A 15,664-nucleotide genomic window follows, 5' to 3' on the forward strand; every position below is an offset into this window, starting at 1 on the left:
GCTACGCCGGGATCGCGCCGATCCCGGCGACCGCCTTCGTCGCGGCGCTCACCCCGGACCGCAGTGCCGACGCCGGGGCCGCGCCTGCCAGCCAGGCGGTGAGCAGGCCGGCGTTGAAGGCGTCGCCCGCGCCCGTCGAGTCCACACAGGACACTTGTTCGGCCGCGACGGACACCGTGCCGGTCCGGTCGATCCAGCTCGCGCCCGCCGCTCCGGCGGTGGCCGCGACCGCGCCCGCGTAGTCGAGCAGGTCGTGCCCGGCCGAGAGGTGGGCCAGCTCGTCCTCGTTGGGCAGCAACAGGTCGATGCCCTTGATCCAGCCGAGGAACGCGCCGGGGTCGTCGATCAGCGCCGTCGACTGCGGGTCGACCGACGTGGTCAACCCGCGCTCCCTGGCGGCTTGCAGCATCGCCAGGCCCGCGTCCCTCGACGCCGCGTCGAGCAGGACATAGCCCGACAGGTGCATGTGCCGCGCGGTCTCGAGCAGTTCAGGCCGCAGGTCACCGGGCTGCAGCCACGCGCCCGCGCCGTGGTCGGGCAACATGGTGCGCTGCCCGGACTCGTCCACCATGATCACCACGCAGCACGTCGCCGCGCTCGGGTCGACCGCGAGTTCGCAGCGCACACCCGCGGCCTTGAGGTTCTGCAGTACCTGACGGCCCGCCATGTCGTCGCCGATCCGGCTGACCAGCACGACATCCGTGCCCTGGCTGGCCAGCCAGGTCGCCGTGTTCGCGCCCGCACCGCCCATCGTGACCCGGATCTGCGCCCTGGTGTCGCCGCCGTAGACGACGTCGCCGTCCGGCGCCACCATCACGTCGAGCCCGGTGTCGCCGACCACCAGGACGGTCGCCGCCGCAGTCACCGTGCCGCCAGGTCAGCGGCGACCTCGGCCGCCAGTGTCACGTTGGCCACGACGAGCGCCTCGTTCGCGTCAAGGCTGACGCCACCGCTCGCGGTGTGGAAGTGGTCGAGCAGCACCGGCGTGACGTCCCTGCCCTGCACGCCCTGCTCCTCGACCAGTTTCATCCCGTCGGCCAGCAGCCGGTCGTGGAACTCGCGGTCCATCTCGTAGGCGTGCGGGATGGGGTTGGCCAGCAGGATCCCGGCGGAACCGGGGGCCTGCCGGTGCGCATCGACGACGTCGGCGGCCTGCTTGGCCGAATCGACCCGCCACGCCAGCTCGAACTCGGATTCCCGCAGGTAGAAACCGGGGAAGTGGCCGGTCCGGTATCCGATGACCGGAACCGACCTGGTCTCCAGCAGCTCGAGGGTGGCCGCGACGTCGAGGATGGACTTCACGCCGGAGGACACGACCAGGATCGGGATCTCGGCGAGCGCGTCCAGGTCGGCCGAGACGTCCCACGTGGTGTGCTTGCCGGGCAGCGGCAGGTGGACACCACCGAGCCCACCGGTACCGAACACGCCGATGCCCGCGGCGTGCGCCAGTGCCGCCGTGCTCGCCACCGTCGTCGCGCCGTCCTGACCGAGCGCCATGGCCGGGCCGAGGTCCCGCATCGACAGCTTGACCAGCCCGGAATCCGCGGCGCACACCCGTTCCAGCTGCTGGTCGGACAGGCCGATCCGGGCCTTGCCGTCCAGGACCGCGATCGTCGCGGGCACCGCGCCCGCCTGCCGGACAACCGCCTCCAGCCGGTCCGCGACCTCGCGGTTGCGGCCGGGCGGCAGGCCGTGGGAGAGGATCGTGCTCTCCAGCGCCACGACGGCCTGGCCGGATTCCAGTGCGGTACGGACTTCGTCAGCGATTGCGATAGCGGTCACGAAAGGCATTCTTTACGGCCGGGTAGCGAACGGTCCACTTCCCTCGGTGCGGCAGTGGACCGTTCGCTACCGGCTTGACCCGCCGGACCGAACGGCCTGGAGGCGCTCAGTCGAAGATGGCGCGCGGCTTGGCCGCCTCACGCAGCCAGCCCTCGATCTGCTGCTCCCAGTTGACCGAGCCGACCCTGGCGTAGTCGACGGGGAAGGCACCCATGGCCGCCCTGCCCTGCGGGCCGAGGCCGCTTCCCTTGCCCACCCTGACCTTCTTCCGCACGTCCAGCACCACCTGCATGCCGCTGGACGTGGCCAGGAAGGTGACCGCCACCTCGAAGAACGCCTGCGCGAACGCGGGCGACGGGGCGAACCGGATCTCCTGGAAGAACGGCAGCTGCTGGTCGAGTCCGGTGATCTTGTTCTTCTCCAGCCCGCCCGCCCGGAACTGGAAGCCCAGCCGGGAGAAGGCGTCGAGGATCCGGTGCTGCGCGGGCAGCGGCTCGATCGCCACCGCGTCGATGTCCTGCGGGTCGGCCATGGAACCGCCGAGGTCCAGCATGGTCTGCAGGCCGACGGCCATCCCGCTGAGGTGCTTGCCGAGCACGGTCGTGATCGGCGTCTCCCACGGCAGGTGGATCTCGAAGGGCACGGTCAGCTGCTGACCGGCGCGGACCACCGCGTTGCTGGCCAGGTTGACGTTCTGGAACGGCAGGTCCACCAGCGTCACGCCGCCGCGCTCGTCGGTCTGCTCGACCCTGGCCAGCAGCGCCACTCCCAGCCCGTCGACCTCCTGGTCGACCTGGCCGCCGATCAGCACGACCTGGCCGCGCAACGGGCCACCCGGCCGCACGCTGCGATCGAGCAACTGCGCGTCGACCTTGGCACCGCCCTGCCCGAGACTCGCCAGCACCTTCGAGAACATGCGCGCATCTAACCAGGGTTGCGGGCGGTTTGATGCAGAATTGGTCCCGTGAGTACCTCCACCCAGACGCTGCCTGACGTCGACACCAGTGAAGAGACCGGTGACGACACCCCGAAGATGTTCCACTACGTGCAGAAGAACAAGATCGCCGAGAGTGCCGTGATGGGCACCATGGTGGTCGCGCTGTGCGGCGAGGTGTTCCCGGTGACCCGCTCACCGAAGCCGGGCTCGCCGGTCTGCCCGGAGTGCAAGCAGATCTTCGAGGGCCTGAAGCCGGGCCCCGGCGGCGGCGAGTAACCCTCTCGTACGAAAAGGGCACCTTCACGCGTGTGGCGTGAAGGTGCCCTTTCCTGCGCTTTTACTCCGGTGCTAGTCGACGCCCGCCGGGATCCGCTCGGTCGGCGCCGACGGAGAGCGCTTGGCGGCACGCTTGTCGCGTGACCGCTCCTTGACGCGCTCGACCATCGTGTAGAGCGTCGGCACGAGCACCAGCGTCAGCAGCGTCGAGCTGACCAGGCCGCCGATCACCACCAGCGCGAGCGGCTTGCCGATGAACGCGCCCTCGCCGGTCACGCCGAACGCCATGGGCGCCAAGGCGAAGATCGTCGCCGACGCGGTCATCAGGATCGGCCGCAGCCTGCGCCTGCCGCCCTCGACCACCGCGTCCTGGATGCTCATGCCCTGCCTGCGGTACTGGTTGACCAGGTCGATCAGCACGATCGCGTTGGTCACCACGATGCCGACCAGCATCAGCAGGCCGATCATCGCGGGCAGGCCGAGCGGGGTGCCGGTGGCCAGCAGCAGGCCGAACGCGCCGGTCGCCGCGAACGGGATGGACACCAGCAGGATCAGCGGCTGCACGAAGCTGCGGAACGTGGCCACCATGATCGCGAAGACGATCACGATCGCGGCCAGCAGCGCCAGCCCGAGGTCGCCGAACGCCTCCTGCTGGTCGGCGCTCACGCCACCGATCGCGTACGTCGCGCCGCCGCCGAGCTTGAGGCCCTTGAGCGCGGTGTCCAGCTCCGCGTTGACCGTGCCGAGGTCCTTGCCGACCGGCTTGGCCGTGACGGTGGCGCTGCGCTCCGACTCACTGCGCTTGACCACCACCGGCCCGTCGACCGTCTCGACCTTCGCGATCCGCTCCAGCGGCACCGGGCCGGTCGGCGTGAGCAGCGGCATCACCCTGATCGCCGCGACGTCCTTCGGTGCGACACCCGAGCGCAGCACGATCTGCTGCCGCTTGCCCGCGACGGACACCTCGCCGACCGGGAAGCCGGCGATCGCCTGACCGGCGAGCTGGCCGACCGTGTCGGCGCTGAGCCCGGCCGCGGCGGCGGCGCGCTCGTTCACGTCGATCTGCACCCGCGGCGCGCTCACCGCGAGGTCGTTCGTGACCTCGGCGAGGCCCTGCACTCCCTTGACCTTCGCCAGGACCTGGTCGGTGGCCGCGCGCAGGGCTTCGTCGTTGGGCGCCTTGACGACCACGCTCACGTCGCTGCTGCCGAACCCGCCGCCGTCCCCGCCTGCCTTGACCTCGCCCGCGGAGGTGTCGCCCTTGAACCGGCTGACCAGGCGGTCCTGCAACGCCTTGGTGTCGGTGCCCTTGCGCAGGGTCACCTGGAACTGGTTCACCGAGCTGACCTCGCCGCCGAAACCGGGCTCCGAGCCGATCGTGACCTGGTAGGCCTCGATGCCCTGCTCCGCGGCCAGCGCGCCCTCGACCTTCCTCGCCGCGTCGTCGCGGGCGGCGATGCTGCTGCCCGGCGGGAGCTTCTGGCTCACGGTCATGCTGGTGGAGCCGGAGTCGTCGAGGAAGTTCGTGTTCAGGTTGGACAGCAGGCCGAACGTGCCGACCAGGATCGCCAGCGCGACCAGCAAAGTGGTCAGCCTGCGGCGGGTGGCGAACCGGATCACCGGGACGTAGGCGCGTTGCAGGATGCCGCGCCGCTCCTTGGCCTCGGCCTGCTCGCGGAACGCGGCGATGTCCGTGCCTGCCTTGGGCGGCTTGAGGAACCAGTACGCGAGCACCGGCACGATCGTCAGCGACACGATCAGGGACGCCAGCAGTGCGACGGTGACCGTGACGGCGAACGGCGAGAACAACTGCCCGGTGATACCGCTGACGAAGGCGATCGGCAGGAACACGGCGACCGTGGTCAATGTGGACGCGGTCACCGCGCCCGCGACCTCCCGCACGCCGTCGAGTACCGCGCGTTGTTTGCCTTCGCCGTAGGCCAGATGCCGCTTTATGTTCTCCAGCACCACGATCGAGTCGTCGACCACGCGGCCGACCGCGATCGTCAACGCGCCGAGCGTCAGCAGGTTCAGCGAGAGGTCACCCGTCCACAACGCGAGCAACGCGACCATGACCGACAACGGGATGGACACCGCGGTGACCAAAGTGGACCGCACGGACAGCAGGAACAGCAGGATCACCACGACCGCGAACACCAGGCCCAGCAATCCCTCTGTGGTCAGCCCCTTGACCGCTTCCTGGATGTACGGGCCCTGGTCGAAGATCACCGTCAGCTCGGCGCCGACGGTCGTGCCGATCCCGGAAAGCTTGCCCCGCACGGCTTCGGAGATGTCGACGGCGTTGCCGTCGCTGGTCATCATGATCGAGATGCCGAGGCTCGGCTTGCCGTTGGTGCGCGTGAGCGAGGTCGCGGCGGCCAGTCGCGGCTCGACACTCGCCACGTCGGCCAGCCGCACCGGCTGGCGCTGCCCGGCGAGGTACATGTCGCGCAGCGCGTCGACAGAGGCGAGCTGGCCGCCGACCTGGACGGTCAGCGTCCGGTTGCCCTCGGTGAGGGAACCCGCCGGGACCGGCTTGCCCGCCGACTGCAGCGCCGTGATCAACGCGGCCGGCTCGACCCCCGCGCCCGCGAGCTTGGCGTAGTCCACTGTGATCGTCACGGTTTCCTTGGCCGCGCCGGTCACCCGCACGTCACGCACGCCTGCGATCTTCTTCAGCTCGGGCACCGCGCTCGTGGCCAACTGGTCCGCGAGCTTCTGCTGGTCCCCGGTGCTCCCCGCGGCCAGCACGACGGCGGGGAAGTCCTCGGTGCTGCCCGCCGTGACCGTCGGCCGCACGTCCTTGGGCAACTGCGTGCCGAGACGGTTGACGGCCTGCTGCATGCGGTCGGCCGCGCGGTCCATGTCCGTACCGAACTTGAACTGCGCGACGATCGACGAGATGCCCTCGGCCGATTCCGAGCTCAGCTTCTCCAGGCCCTCGGTGCCCTGCAGCCCCGCCTCGATCGGTTCGGTGACCTGTGAGCTGACCACGTCCGGTGCCGCGCCCGGGTACGGCGAGACGATCATCGCCGTCGGCGGCTGGATGGACGGGAACAGCTGCTGTTTCAGCGAAGGCACGGCGAACGCGCCGAACCCGATGACCGCGAGCGTGATCAAGCCGATCAAACTCCGGTTGGCAAGGCTTAACCGCGCCAGCAACCACACTGGAAAATCCCCCTCATGAAGGCGATATACAGATCGGAGCCTGCGTCGCGCGGGTTGCCCTCCCGCAGCGACGCAGGCTCCTGCAAAAACATCGCCCGGTGCCCCTTGGGCGATACGTCAGAGCCTGGCACAGCGAGCGCGTGTGGACATGCACCCGTGGCTTGACTTCCGAGTCGTCCCTAGGGATGAGTCCGCGTTGGCCGCGAGGATGACCCACCGGCCCGCTTGGGGGGTTCCTGCCCCGGTTTCTGTACCGATCCCCCCGGGTCCTCCTGGGAACCGCCCAACTGGACTGTGTCATGGCCGTCCACACCGGCCCCCGGGGCACCCGTGCCGCCGGAGCTGTCGGACCGGATGTGCTCGGCCACGCGCTCCATCTCCAGCCGCCGCCAGCGCCGCCGCTGCCGCCTGGTCATCTTGGCAGGCCACAGCTCCTGGATGGCGGCGTTGAAGTGCGCGCCGAGGACGATCGCGAACCCGATGAAGAAAGTGAACAGCAGCAAAGCGATCGGTGTTGCCAGCGCGCCGTACGTGTAACCGGTCGTGGTGATCCACGAGATGTACAGCCGCAGCAGGCTGCTGGCGAGCATGAACACCGCCACCGCGAGCACCGCGCCCGGCACGCCCCGGTGCCACGGCAGTTTCCGCGGCAGCGCGAGCTTGTACAACGTCGTTACGGCCAGCAGCGCCAGGATACCGAGCGCGGGGTAGTACAGCAGGTTCACGTAGAACGAGACCTGCTCGCGCCACGACGCGGGGAAGAAGTTCGGCAGGATGTCCGGGCCCAGCGCCAGCAGCGGCAGTCCGATGATCAGGCCGATCAGGCTGGCCATGTACAGCAGCAGCGCGAAGATCCGCTGCCACACCGGGTTGCGCACGGTGTACTGGTCGTGTGCGGAGGTGATCGCGTCGACGAAGGAGGACATGGCCGACGAACCGGCCCACAGCGACAGCAGGAACCCGATCGACACGACCTCGCCGCGACCGGTGAGCAGGATGTCCTGCACCGTCGGCTTGACGATGTCCTCGACCACGTTGCCGCTGAAGATCGTGTACGAGAAGCTGATGATCCTGGCCTGCACCTCGTCCAGGACGCGCTGACCGAACCAGCCGGAGACGTAGCCGAGGCTGCCCAGCAGGCCGAGCAGCAGCGGCGGCAGCGACAGCGTCTGCCAGAACGCGGCCTCCGCGGCCTCCGAGAAGATGCTGCCCTTCCACGCCCGCTTCAGGGTTTGCCCGACCAGCCCACCAGGACCCCGGCGCGCGGGCGCGCCGTCGGCCGGAAGCGGATGCTGGTCGCTCATAACGCACCAAGCATGGTGCATGGACCGTGATTTGGCCGACTCGACCCGCCCGTGAACCGGCGACCGGGCGGCACGCGCGCTCGGCGGAAGGTAGGCTTCGGGAGCCCTCAACGAGTCCCGCGGGACGCGCCCTGAGGGTATTTCTGCGAGAAAGGAGCCGAGAGACACGTGGTAGCACCGGACTACGCGCCCCCGGCTCAGCAGCCGCCGCCCCAGCAGCAGTCCTCGCCCGAGCAGCCGGCGTCACCCGCCCAGCGGCCGCTGCGCGCGTGGCAGCGCCGGGCGATCACGAAGTACCTGGCGGCCAAGCCGAAGGACTTCCTCGCCGTGGCGACGCCGGGCGCGGGCAAGACCGTGTTCGGCCTGCGGCTGGCGCTGGAGCTGTTGTCGGACCGGACGGTCGAGTCGATCACCATCGTCGCGCCGACCGAGCACCTCAAGCACCAGTGGGCCGAGTCGGCGACCAACTTCGGCATCCCGATCGACTCGAACTTCACCAACGGCCAGGGCCAGACCTCCCGCGACTACCGCGGTGTGGCGGTCACCTACGCCCAGGTCGCCGCGCACCCGACGTTGCACCGCGTGCGCACGGAGAACCGCAAGACCCTGGTGATCCTCGACGAGGTGCACCACGGTGGCGACGCGAAGTCCTGGGGTGACTCGATCCGCGAGGCCTTCACCCCGGCGGTGCGCCGCCTCGCGCTGACCGGGACGCCGTTCCGCAGCGACGACTCGCCCATCCCGTTCGTCAACTACGAGCCGGATGGCGCCGGGCACATGCGCAGCGTCTCCGACCACACGTACGGCTACTCCGACGCGCTGCGCGACGGTGTGGTCCGGCCCGTCATCTTCATGGCCTACTCGGGCGAGGCCTCCTGGCGCACGAGCGCGGGTGAGGAGTTCACCGCCCGCCTCGGCGAGCCGATGACGCAGGAGCAGACCGCGCGGGCGTGGCGCACGGCGCTGGACCCGACCGGCGAGTGGATGCCCGCGGTGCTCAACGCGGCGGACGTCCGCCTGCGGCAGTTGCGCGCCGGTGGCGTGCCCGACGCGGGCGGCCTCGTGATCGCCTCGGACCAGACCACGGCACGTGAGTACGCCAGGATCCTGGCGACCACCACCGGGCAGGAGCCGACAGTCGTGTTGTCGGACGACCCGAAGGCCTCGGGGAACATCAAGAAGTTCGCGGACTCCGACGACCGCTGGATGGTCGCGGTCCGGATGGTGTCCGAAGGCGTCGACGTGCCGCGCCTCGCCGTCGGTGTCTACGCGACCAGCGCGTCGACCCCGCTGTACTTCGCGCAGGCGATCGGCCGGTTCGTGCGTGCCCGGCGGCAGGGTGAGACGGCGAGCGTCTTCCTGCCGAGTGTGCCGGTGCTGCTGGAGCTGGCCAGCCAGATGGAGGCGCAGCGCGACCACATCCTCGGCAAGCCGCACCGCGAGAAGGACGGCTGGGACGACGAGCTGCTCGCGGCGGCCAACCGGACCGAGGACGAGCCGGGGGAGGACGAGAAGCCGTTCACCTCGCTGGGCGCGTCCGCCGAGCTCGACCAGGTCATCTACGAGGGCTCGTCGTTCGGCACGGCGGCGGGCGTCGGTTCGGAGGAGGAGCAGGACTACCTCGGCCTGCCCGGCCTGCTCGAGCCCGAGCAGGTCCGGACTTTGTTGCAGCAGCGCCAGGAGAAGCAGCTGGCGTCCCGGACCCGCAAGCACGCCGAGGACGCCGCCCGCCCGGCTGTGCCGGTGGAGAACCGGCCGCAGACGGTTCAGGAGCGTCTCAACGGCCTGCGCAAGGAGCTGAACACGCTGGTGGCGATGTTCCACCACCGCACCGGCAAACCGCACGGCGTCATCCACGGTGACCTGCGCAGGCAGTGCGGCGGCCCGCCGACCGCCATGGCGTCCGTCGAGCAGCTCGAGGAGCGGATCGTCACCTTGCGCTCCTGGTGAGCCGAGTTTGTTGTGGGTCGCCGCAACAGTGTTCCCGGTACGGGGGTGGTTCGTCCCATCCGTCCGGAGCCCGGGGCCATGACCAGCGCGTTGGTGCTGCGGCCCGGTCTGCTCCGGTGGGTCGCGACAAACCTGTTTCCGGAGATCAGCCACGTACATCGGCGGTATCCGGTGCCTTTGGTCGGCCTCCGCAACAAATTCGTGATCTCGGCGGAACGGGCGGATGCGCGGGCGGCGCCGTGGGAGCGTTTCCTTAGTTGATCACTTACCGCTGGTGATGGCGTTGTCACTGTTCAGGAAACTGAAGCCCTTCAGTTAGATCGTCGTTGCCAGTTCGTATCCAACGAAGGGGTCTGAATCGATCCAGTGTGCTTCCGGTCACCCGGGTGGTCGGCATATGTTGTGGCGCACAACATTCCCCAGTCCCGACTTCACAGTCCCACTGGAAGGACAACGACGAATGCGCAGCAAGACCCTTGCCCTCGCCGCCGTGGGTGCGGGTGTCGCCCTCGTGCTCTCTGCTTGCGGGGCCAACGAGGCACCGGCGCCTGCTGGCGGTGGCTCCACTTCGGGGGCGTCCGCACCGTCAGGCGGCACCAAGGTCGGCGTGATCCTGCCGGAGACGGCCACCTCCGCCCGGTGGGAGGGCTTCGACAAGCCGATGCTCAAGGCCGCGATGCAGGCGCAGGGCCTCGACGCGGACATCCAGAACGCGCAGGGTGACACCGCCACCTTCACGCGCCTGGCCGACAGCATGATCACCCAGAAGGTCAAGGTGCTGGTGATCGCGTCGATCAACAGCGAGCTCGGCAAGTCCGTCGCCAAGAAGGCCGCCGACGCCAACATCCCGGTCATCGACTACGACCGCCTCAACCTCGGCGGCAGCTCGAAGTACTACGTGTCCTTCGACAACACCAAGGTCGGCGAGCTGCAGGGCGAGGCGCTGGCCTCCGCGCTGAAGGGCAAGCAGGGCGCGCAGGTCATCGAGATCGAGGGCGCGCCGACGGACAACAACGCGACCCTGTTCTACAACGGCCAGCAGAAGGTCCTCAAGCCGCTCTACGAGAGCGGCGCGCTCAAGCTGGTCCGCTCCCAGAAGATCGACAACTGGGACAACCAGGCAGGCGGCCGGAACTTCGAGCAGTTCCTGACCCAGAACGGCGGCAAGGTCGACGGTGTCGTGGCCGCCAACGACGGCCTCGCGGGCGCGGTCATCACCGTGCTGAAGAAGAACGGCCTGTCCGTGCCGGTCACCGGCCAGGACGCCACCCCGGCCGGCCTGCAGGCCGTGCTGCGCGGCGACCAGTACATGACCGTCTTCAAGCCGATCAAGGAAGAGGCCGAGGCCACCGCCAAGCTGGCCGCCGCGCTGGCCAAGGGCGACAACGCCGCCGCCGACGCGATCGCCACGCAGACCGAGAAGGACCCGACCGGCAACCGCGACGTCAAGTCCGTGCTGCTCACCCCGCAGACGATCACCAAGGCGAACGTCAAGGACGTGATCACCGCCGGGTACGTCAAGGCTGCCGAGGTCTGCACCGGCGACGTCCAGCCGCTGTGCGCCGCGGCAGGCATCTCCTAGTAGTCGCCCGAATCTCCGGGGCTGGTGCCTGCCCCCGACTGGCACCAGCCCCGGGCCCATCACGGAGCAAACAACCATGAGCAGTGATCCGATCCTCGAGATCAAGGGTCTCAACAAGAGCTTCGGCCCGGTCCACGTCCTGCACGACGTGGACTTCACCGTGCGCGCGGGCGAAGTCACCGCGCTCGTCGGCGACAACGGTGCCGGGAAGTCCACTTTGGTCAAGTGCATCGCCGGGATCTACGGTCACGACTCGGGAACCGTCACATTCCAGGGCAACGAGGTGCACATCCGCGGGCCGAAGGACGCCGCGCAGCTCGGCATCGAGGTCGTCTACCAGGACCTCGCGCTGGCCGACAACCTCGACATCGTGCAGAACATGTTCCTGGGCAGGGAACGTGGAACGCGCTGGATGCTCGACGAGTCCGCGATGGAGAAGGCCGCACGCGAGACGCTCGCGTCGCTGTCGGTCCGCACGGTCAAGTCCGTGCGCACGCCGGTCGCGTCGCTGTCCGGCGGGCAGCGGCAGACCGTCGCGATCGCCAAGGCGGTGCTGTGGAACAGCAAGGTCGTGCTGCTCGACGAGCCGACCGCCGCGCTGGGTGTCGCGCAGACCCGCCAGGTGCTCGACCTGGTCCGCAGGCTGGCCGAGCAGGGCCTCGGCGTCGTGCTGATCAGTCACAACATGGCCGACGTGTTCGAGGTCGCCGACCGGATCGCGACGCTCTACCTCGGCCGGATGGTCGCGCAGGTGCCGACCAAGGAAGTGACGAACACCCAGGTGGTCGAGCTGATCACCGCCGGGCGGTCCGGCGAGCTCGGCCTCGCCCGTCCCGACGCCGTGACGATCTGACCTGGCTACCTTCAGACACGAACTGGACCCCACGCGATGACTGACAAGCCTTCCGCGACCGGCACGCAGAGCGCGCCGGAGGAAGCCAAACGCACCGGTGGCGCGATCTCCGACTTCGGGATCGACACCACGTCGAAGACGACGGGCGAGGCGATCGGCGACTACTTCGCCAAGGTGCGCGGCGGCGAGCTCGGCTCGTTGCCCGCCTTGGCCGGCCTGATCGTGCTGGTGATCTACTTCGCCACGCAGTCGGACGTCTTCCTCTCGCTGACCAACGTCGCCAACCTGTTCCAACAGGGCGCGGGCACCATCATCATCGCGATGGGCCTGGTGTTCGTGCTGCTGCTCGGCGAGATCGACCTGGCCGCGGGGACCGCGTCCGGCGTCTGCGCCGCCGTCATGGCGTTGCACGTGGTGCGCAACGGCAACCTGCTCGGCGGCATGGGCACCACGGTGTTCTACGTGTTCTGCGCGCTGGTGGTCGTCGCGCTCGGTCTCGCGCTGCTGATGCGGATCTGGGCCGGCGCGGGCCTGGCGCTGATCGCGTTGCTGATCACGCTGATCGGCGTGCCTGCCAACGCCTGGCTGGAGATGCTGCTCGCGATCGCCGTCGGCGGCTCGATCGGCTGCATCACCGGCTTCCTCGTCGCCAAGATCGGCATGCCGTCCTTCGTGGTGACGCTGGCGCTGTTCATCACCTGGCAGGGCGTGATCCTCAAGCTCATCGGCGAGGGCGGCACGCTGCCGATCGGCTCGGCGTCGCCGACGCTCAACGCGGTCGCCAACGGCAACCTGAGCATCACCGGCAGCTGGATCTTCTGCGTGATCGTGGCTGGCGGGTACGCCGCCGTGACGCTCGGCCAGCACTTCAAGCGGCTCAACGGCGGCCTGGTCACCCAGCCGACGCCGATCGCGCTGGCCAAGGTCGCCGCGCTCGCGGCGCTCACGATCGTCGGAACGTACCTGTTCACGATCGACCGTTCGCAGACCGAGGTCCCCAACGAGGGCGTGCCGTTCGTCGTGCCGATCGTGCTTGGCATCATGGTCATCGGTATGTACGTGCTCAACCGGACCCGCTACGGGCGGCACATCTACGCGGTGGGCGGGAACGCCGAGGCGGCCCGTCGCGCCGGCATCAACGTGTCCAAGATCAAGGCCAGCGTGTTCGTGGTGAGCTCGTCGCTCGCCGCGATCGGCGCGATCGTGTACTCGTCCAAGATCGGTTCGGTCGACCCGCAGGCAGGCGCGCTGAACACGCTGCTGTTCGCGGTCGGTGCCGCGGTCATCGGTGGTACGTCGCTGTTCGGTGGCAAGGGCAGGATCACCGACGCGGTGATCGGTGGCACGGTGATCGCGGTCGTGCAGAACGGACTGGTCCTGCTGAACTACGGAGCCGCCGAGATCAACATCATCACCGGCGTCGTGCTCCTGGTCGCGGCGACAGTCGACGCCTTGTCCCGCCGTCGCGCGGCGGCCGTCAAGTCCTGATCGCCGTGACGACATCGCCGATCGCGGGGGCCCGGCCCGACGAGGTGCGCAGGCACAACAGGACAGCCCTGTTGCGCCGCCTGCACGTCGACGGGCCGTGCACCCGCGCGGCGCTGACCACGGAACTCGGGCTCAACCGCAGCACCATCAAGGCCCTAGTGGACGGCCTGGCCGAAGCGGGTGTCGTGGAGGAGCGCGTACCGCTGCAGCGCAGCGGCGCCGGGCGGCCGTCCCTGCTCGTCCTGCCGCAGCCGCACTCGGCGGTCGTGCTCGCGATCGACATCCGCGTCGAGGGCGTCGCCATCGCACTCGTCGGCCTCGGCGGGCAGATCCTCGGCCGCAACAGCTGGAACCTCTACGGCCGCGCCAGCCAGCCCGAGGAAGTCGTCACGCACATCGTCGAGTCGACCCGCTGGCTGGTGGGGGAGCTGAAGGTGGAGACGGCCGCGGTGGGCGTTTCCGTGCCGGGCGTGGTGCGCGGCACCGACGGCCTGGTGCACGAGGCGCCGAACCTGCACTGGACCGACATCCCGTTGGGGGAGTGGCTGTCCACCGGCCTGGGCATGCCCGTGCGGCTCGGCAACGACGCGGAACTGGGTGTCCTGGCCGAACACGTGCGCGGTGCCGCCCGTGGCGCGTCTGACGCGGTGTACGTGGGTGCTGACGTGGGTGTCGGTGGCGGTGTGATCGCCAACGGCTCCCTGATGCGCGGCAACAGCGGGTATTTCGGCGAAATCGGGCACATGGTCGTCAAGCCCGGCGGGCGGCCGTGCTACTGCGGCAGCCACGGCTGCTGGGAGACCGAGATCGGTGAGGCGGCCATGTGCCGCTCCCTGGACCTGCCGGAGGGATCGCCGCGCGGCGCGATCGTCGCCGCGTTGAAGGAACTGGCCGCGCATTCCGCGCTGGCCCGCGACCAGCTCGCCGAGTTCGTCGACTGGCTCGCTCTCGGCCTGGTCAACGTGGTGAACATGCTCGGCCCCGAACTGGTCGTGCTCGGCGACCTGTTCACGTCGCTGCCCGCGGCCGTGATCGCCGACGTCGGCCGGGAGGTGCGCACCCGCAGCCTGGTCAGCCGGGCGATCGGCGGGACGCGGATCGTGCCGTCGGTGCTCGGCGGGGACGCGAAGCTGATCGGCGCCGCGGAACTGGCCTTCGAGCCGGTCCTCGGCGCGATGTGAGCAGTTGGACGCACAGCACCCGGACACGCAGAAGGGGCGGGACCCGCACGCTCATGGGAGTCCCGCCCCTTGACTACGTCGTGGCTGGTGGTCTCAGCCCTTCTGCAGCTCTGCCTCCAACTCCTTCAGGCGCGCCTCGTGCTCGCGCGCGTGGTGACCGCAGAACAGCAGTTCTCCTCCTGAGGGCAGGATCGCCCGAACCTGCGCGGCTGCCCCGCAGCGGTCGCAGCGATCGGCGGCTGTCAGTTCGGGGCGGGTGAGCGTGGTGTTCATGGTAAATCTCCCTCCGTCCCGGCACCGTGGTCGGTGCCCTCGTCAGGCTGCGACCACCTGGTCTCCGCCGACTTGGTTGCCGGGCGGATACCCGATGTTCGCTACCTCTACTCTTGCAGACGTTTTGGCGATCGTCAGTGTTCCCGCGCCCGAGAGAGACAGCCGTAACAATTGGTTCGCCCGGTTGTCGTAGTGGGCGTCCCGATATCCAGGATCTTGTGGTGCGGCGGCCGAGTCACGTGGTAAAAGCGCCGGTCGGGGCGCCACCCCAGGTCAACGGGCGTCCGGTGCGCGCCGGAACCGTCCGCACGGGCTCGTGGGGCGCTCCAGCCCTGTCCGTGTGATGAATGTCGCTCTCGGACGGGTGGTCGCGTAGCGCTATGTATCGGGGGAGTCGAGCGGCCGGACTTTGTCAGGTCATGAGTCGGCGGGCCCACCCACCCAGGTGTGAGCCCGCCGAAACGACCACCGGTCAGCTCACGCCGAGCAGGTCCACCACGAAGATCAACGTCTCGTTCGGCTTGATCGCGGCACCGGCGCCACGCGCGCCGTACCCCAGGTGCGGCGGAATGGTCAGCTTGCGCCGCCCGCCGACCTTCATGCCCGCCACGCCCTGGTCCCAGCCCTGGATGACCCGGCCACCGCCGAGCGGGAACTGGAACGCGTCGCCGCGGTCCCAGGAAGCGTCGAACTGCTTGCCGGTCGAGTGCGAGACGCCGACGTAGTGCACCGTCACCGTGTGGCCTGACTGGGCCTCGGGACCGTCGCCGACGGTGATGTCCTCGATCTCCAGGTCGGCTGGCGGGTTTCCGGTGATCGGGCCGATCTCAGGCTTCGTCGCCACGGGGTGTCCTCCACACACTTCAGTCT

At 69.3% G+C, this 15,664-nt stretch carries 14 protein-coding genes; 7 read left to right on the top strand and 7 right to left on the bottom strand.

All coding sequences use genetic code 11. The features are described from left to right. Nucleotide 1: 1 nt before the first annotated feature. The 3 genes from AOZ06_RS14540 to AOZ06_RS14550 form a co-directional block, all read right to left on the bottom strand. Nucleotides 2-865: a carbohydrate kinase family protein gene (locus AOZ06_RS14540; protein ID WP_257721472.1), complete on the bottom strand. Its 864-nt coding sequence runs from the start codon at nt 863-865 to the stop codon at nt 2-4. Next, complete coding sequence (locus AOZ06_RS14545; protein ID WP_236952227.1) at nt 862-1,782, bottom strand: pseudouridine-5'-phosphate glycosidase; 921 nt, start codon at nt 1,780-1,782, stop codon at nt 862-864. Before AOZ06_RS14545 ends, AOZ06_RS14540 begins: the two co-directional genes overlap by 4 nt. A gap of 106 nt (nt 1,783-1,888) precedes the next feature. Then, nucleotides 1,889-2,698, bottom strand: coding sequence for a sporulation protein (locus tag AOZ06_RS14550; RefSeq protein ID WP_054289884.1), 810 nt, complete (start codon nt 2,696-2,698; stop codon nt 1,889-1,891). 48 nt (nt 2,699-2,746) lie between these two features. On the opposite strand from AOZ06_RS14550, the gene AOZ06_RS14555 reads away from it, so the two are divergent. Next, nucleotides 2,747-2,995 carry a DUF3039 domain-containing protein gene (locus AOZ06_RS14555; RefSeq protein WP_054289885.1) on the top strand — a complete coding sequence of 83 codons (249 nt, stop codon included), beginning with the start codon at nt 2,747-2,749 and terminating at the stop codon, nt 2,993-2,995. A 72-nt stretch (nt 2,996-3,067) separates the two neighbouring features. On the opposite strand, the gene AOZ06_RS14560 is transcribed toward AOZ06_RS14555, so the two are convergent. After that, nucleotides 3,068-6,163, bottom strand: a complete 3,096-nt coding sequence (locus AOZ06_RS14560; RefSeq protein WP_054289886.1) for an efflux RND transporter permease subunit — start codon at nt 6,161-6,163, stop codon at nt 3,068-3,070. A 179-nt stretch (nt 6,164-6,342) separates the two neighbouring features. Continuing rightward, entirely contained in the window at nt 6,343-7,467 is a 1,125-nt protein-coding gene (locus AOZ06_RS14565; RefSeq protein WP_083471687.1) for a YihY/virulence factor BrkB family protein, read from the bottom strand. Between the two features lie 261 nt (nt 7,468-7,728). On the opposite strand from AOZ06_RS14565, the gene AOZ06_RS14570 reads away from it, so the two are divergent. From AOZ06_RS14570 to AOZ06_RS14595, 6 genes are all read left to right on the top strand, one after another. After that, a complete protein-coding gene (locus AOZ06_RS14570) occupies nt 7,729-9,417 on the top strand; it encodes a DEAD/DEAH box helicase (protein ID WP_054296647.1) in 1,689 nt (562 codons plus the stop codon). 78 nt (nt 9,418-9,495) lie between these two features. Beyond that, nucleotides 9,496-9,678, top strand: coding sequence for a hypothetical protein (locus AOZ06_RS14575; RefSeq protein WP_054289887.1), 183 nt, complete (start codon nt 9,496-9,498; stop codon nt 9,676-9,678). Nucleotides 9,679-9,877: 199 nt separating this feature from the next. Next, nucleotides 9,878-10,999 (top strand): sugar ABC transporter substrate-binding protein, encoded by a 1,122-nt coding sequence (locus tag AOZ06_RS14580; RefSeq protein WP_054289888.1) that lies wholly within the window; start codon nt 9,878-9,880, stop codon nt 10,997-10,999. A 76-nt stretch (nt 11,000-11,075) separates the two neighbouring features. Continuing rightward, complete coding sequence (locus AOZ06_RS14585; RefSeq protein ID WP_054289889.1) at nt 11,076-11,852, top strand: ATP-binding cassette domain-containing protein; 777 nt, start codon at nt 11,076-11,078, stop codon at nt 11,850-11,852. Between the two features lie 36 nt (nt 11,853-11,888). Then, nucleotides 11,889-13,340, top strand: coding sequence for a sugar ABC transporter permease (locus AOZ06_RS14590; protein WP_054289890.1), 1,452 nt, complete (start codon nt 11,889-11,891; stop codon nt 13,338-13,340). Nucleotides 13,341-13,345: 5 nt separating this feature from the next. Continuing rightward, nucleotides 13,346-14,521, top strand: a complete 1,176-nt coding sequence (locus AOZ06_RS14595) for an ROK family transcriptional regulator (RefSeq protein WP_236952229.1) — start codon at nt 13,346-13,348, stop codon at nt 14,519-14,521. Nucleotides 14,522-14,614: 93 nt separating this feature from the next. Here AOZ06_RS14595 and AOZ06_RS14600 read toward each other — a convergent pair whose 3' ends face one another. Together AOZ06_RS14600 and AOZ06_RS14605 are read right to left on the bottom strand one after the other, a co-directional pair. Further along, entirely contained in the window at nt 14,615-14,794 is a 180-nt protein-coding gene (locus AOZ06_RS14600) for a DUF7455 domain-containing protein (protein WP_033391384.1), read from the bottom strand. 472 nt (nt 14,795-15,266) lie between these two features. Beyond that, a complete protein-coding gene (locus AOZ06_RS14605) occupies nt 15,267-15,638 on the bottom strand; it encodes an FKBP-type peptidyl-prolyl cis-trans isomerase (RefSeq protein WP_054289891.1) in 372 nt (123 codons plus the stop codon). Nucleotides 15,639-15,664 lie beyond the last annotated feature (26 nt).

Source organism: Kibdelosporangium phytohabitans (assembly GCF_001302585.1).
In the GTDB taxonomy this organism is placed as follows: domain Bacteria; phylum Actinomycetota; class Actinomycetes; order Mycobacteriales; family Pseudonocardiaceae; genus Kibdelosporangium; species Kibdelosporangium phytohabitans.

What these genes read in the sequence shown, in the direction of transcription:
- AOZ06_RS14580 (WP_054289888.1), top strand. Translation starts at nt 9,878, where the DNA reads ATGCGCAGCAAGACCCTTGCCCTCGCCGCCGTGGGTGCGGGTGTCGCC.
- AOZ06_RS14550 (WP_054289884.1), bottom strand. Translation starts at nt 2,698, where the DNA reads ATGTTCTCGAAGGTGCTGGCGAGTCTCGGGCAGGGCGGTGCCAAGGTC.
- AOZ06_RS14565 (WP_083471687.1), bottom strand. Translation starts at nt 7,467, where the DNA reads ATGAGCGACCAGCATCCGCTTCCGGCCGACGGCGCGCCCGCGCGCCGG.
- AOZ06_RS14590 (WP_054289890.1), top strand. Translation starts at nt 11,889, where the DNA reads ATGACTGACAAGCCTTCCGCGACCGGCACGCAGAGCGCGCCGGAGGAA.
- AOZ06_RS14600 (WP_033391384.1), bottom strand. Translation starts at nt 14,794, where the DNA reads ATGAACACCACGCTCACCCGCCCCGAACTGACAGCCGCCGATCGCTGC.
- AOZ06_RS14575 (WP_054289887.1), top strand. Translation starts at nt 9,496, where the DNA reads ATGACCAGCGCGTTGGTGCTGCGGCCCGGTCTGCTCCGGTGGGTCGCG.
- AOZ06_RS14585 (WP_054289889.1), top strand. Translation starts at nt 11,076, where the DNA reads ATGAGCAGTGATCCGATCCTCGAGATCAAGGGTCTCAACAAGAGCTTC.